General features: G+C 59.8%; 2 protein-coding genes. Both read right to left on the bottom strand.

Going from position 1 to position 2,335, the window contains the following annotated elements:
- Window positions 1-52 precede the first annotated feature (52 nt).
- Window positions 53-1,723, bottom strand: a complete 1,671-nt coding sequence (locus DQW77_RS17785) for a DEAD/DEAH box helicase family protein (protein WP_220124998.1) — start codon at window positions 1,721-1,723, stop codon at window positions 53-55.
- 8 nt (window positions 1,724-1,731) lie between these two features.
- Entirely contained in the window at window positions 1,732-2,124 is a 393-nt protein-coding gene (locus tag DQW77_RS17780) for a hypothetical protein (protein ID WP_220124997.1), read from the bottom strand.
- Window positions 2,125-2,335 lie beyond the last annotated feature (211 nt).

The following is a 2,335-nucleotide window of genomic DNA, read 5'->3' as shown; positions in this document are numbered from 1 at the left end:
GACGTTTCCATCAGTAACACCTGCTCTTCCTCCGTGCCAAAGCGCACGGATGTTAACAATGCAGGTGGGTCAGTTTTAGATGATCATACCCACCCAAGTGGGTCACTTTTGCATGCCGATTCACAGCGAAGGACAGCAGGCGCTCCTTGTCCTTCAGGATCAGGTCGTAGGCGTCCACGTCGTCGGAATCGACCGAACGGGCGCCAACGGCCGGATCCTTGAGGCGGTTCGTCTTCTTGTCGATCGAGAAATAGCCGTTGTGGGTCTTGGTCGGATCAATGCCGCCCAGATATTTCCGGTACGCTTCGTTATCGATCGCGAGCTCTGACAGGTACTCGGCCTTGAGCAGCTCGTATTCTTCCTCGAAGACCCGAGCATAGTCGCCTTTTTCGTCCGCCTGACCATAGTCTCGATATTTCACCACCTCGTCGATGAAGAAGAGCGACAGAACCTTGATGCCCTGTGCGAACAGCTGCTTTTCCTTGTCCAGGTGCGCCTTGATCGTCTCGCGGATCTGGATGCGGCGGATGTCGCGTTCGGAGACGTCACCGTTTGCCTCTCCAGCCCTCAGAACTTCGCCATTGGTGAATTCGACCGTGTCGTTGACGGCGTCGATCTGGCTGATCGTGAAGCCGCGATACTGGTCCAGCTCGCCCGACTCCACGAACAGATCATCGCGGAATTCGAGCCGCCGGAGTTGGCGCTTGATCTCGCCCGACTTCAGCTTCACCTCCATCTCGATCCGCGCCACCGGGGCCTTTTTCGAGATATCGATGCCCTCCAGGTAGAGGTAGGCGTTGGTGCCGGCCAGACCGCGGGTCTGGATGCCGCGCACCGCAATCTTCTTCACCAGTTTCTGGTTGTAGGCGTCCAGCGCGTCGAGACGGTGGACGCGATTGTGCTGCGTACGGTGCGTGGCCGAGTAGCGCAGGATGAACAGCGGGTTGAATTTCGGCAGCGCCTCCGTCGTGGCCTTGCCTTCCATCTTCTGCGGTTCGTCCAGGATCAGGATCGGCCGGTTCGAGGCGATCACGTCGATGGGCTTGCGCGATTGGAAGTCGTCGAGCTCCTCGTAGATGCGCCGGTTGTCGGCCCCGCGCGCGTTGAACGCCTGGATGTTGATCACCATCACGTTGATCCCGGCGTCGGACGAAAAGCTCTCCAGCTCGTGCAGGCGCTTGGAGTTGTAGATGAAGAACCGCGCCTTCTTGCCGTAGCTCTCGGTGAAGTGGTCGGCCGTCATGTTGAGCGACTTGTAGACCCCTTCGCGGATGGCGATGGACGGCACCATGATGATGAACTTCGACCAGCCATACCGCTTGTTCATCTCGAAAATGGACTTGATGTAGCAATAGGTCTTGCCCGTTCCGGTCTCCATCTCAACGTCGAGATGAACGCGGGTCGCGGCCAGAGCGTCCTTCTTGTAGGCGGGCTTGACGGGGACGCGGGCGCCCTTGTTGTCGAAGGTCGTGAAGTCCGTCAGCGACTGCGAGACTGGCAGGTTCTGCCGCCGCTGGACCTTTTGGATGTTCTCCAGGATCTGCGACTCGGTGAGCGCGAGGTCGGCGTTCTTGAAGCCTTCCTCGAAGGCGCTGGCCTGCGCGGCGAGGCCGGGGTCCATTCGATAGGACAGCAAGGAGCGGTTCGGCTGCCCATCGAAGCAGTCGACCACGTCGCCCACGGCATAGGTCTGATAGGGCTGGACCTTGAACTTGATTTGCATGGCCGGCCTCAGATCGACTTGACTTCGGTGGTGGGGGAGAGCTGGCGGAAGATCTGTTCGACGTTGATCTTCACGTCATCCGACGCGAAGCCTGTATCTCGGAAGACGACGCGCAGCGGCTCGTGCCCCGCCAGCTCCTTCACAAGATCCTCGGTGACGCCGCGGTCGAAACAGGCGACGAGGGCGTTGTCGTCAACGAAGAACACCGTCTTGCCCTGCACCGTCTCGCGGCGGATGGGCAGCGTCAGGTCCACGCCCCAATCGACCAGCACCTGGAACAGCAGGTCCTCGGCGGTGCGGCCCTCCTTCACGTTGTCGACCGTGTCGAGCAGGTCGGACTGCTTCAGCTCGTCCGGGCGGTAGTAGACGTCCTTCATGTTCGAGGTGTCGACCTTGAGCACCCGGAAGCCGACATCGCGGTTCCAATCTGGGTGGCACTCGCCTTCGAGAATTTTCTTGCCGGCGCGGCGGATGCGTTCTCTCGATAGCTGTTCCGTCCCGGATGATCACATAGCCCCTCGTCGATCCGCGCTTTTCATGGCACGATCTGTTTTGAACGAGGTGCGAGACGGGAGATCGGCATGCTGATCAAGCTTCACAGCCAAGCGACGA

Origin of the sequence: Roseovarius sp. TE539, from assembly GCF_003298505.1 — a bacterium.
Taxonomy (GTDB): domain Bacteria; phylum Pseudomonadota; class Alphaproteobacteria; order Rhodobacterales; family Rhodobacteraceae; genus Roseovarius.
Note: the sequence above shows the minus strand (reverse complement) of the source record. Positions and strands in the feature narration are given on the sequence as shown.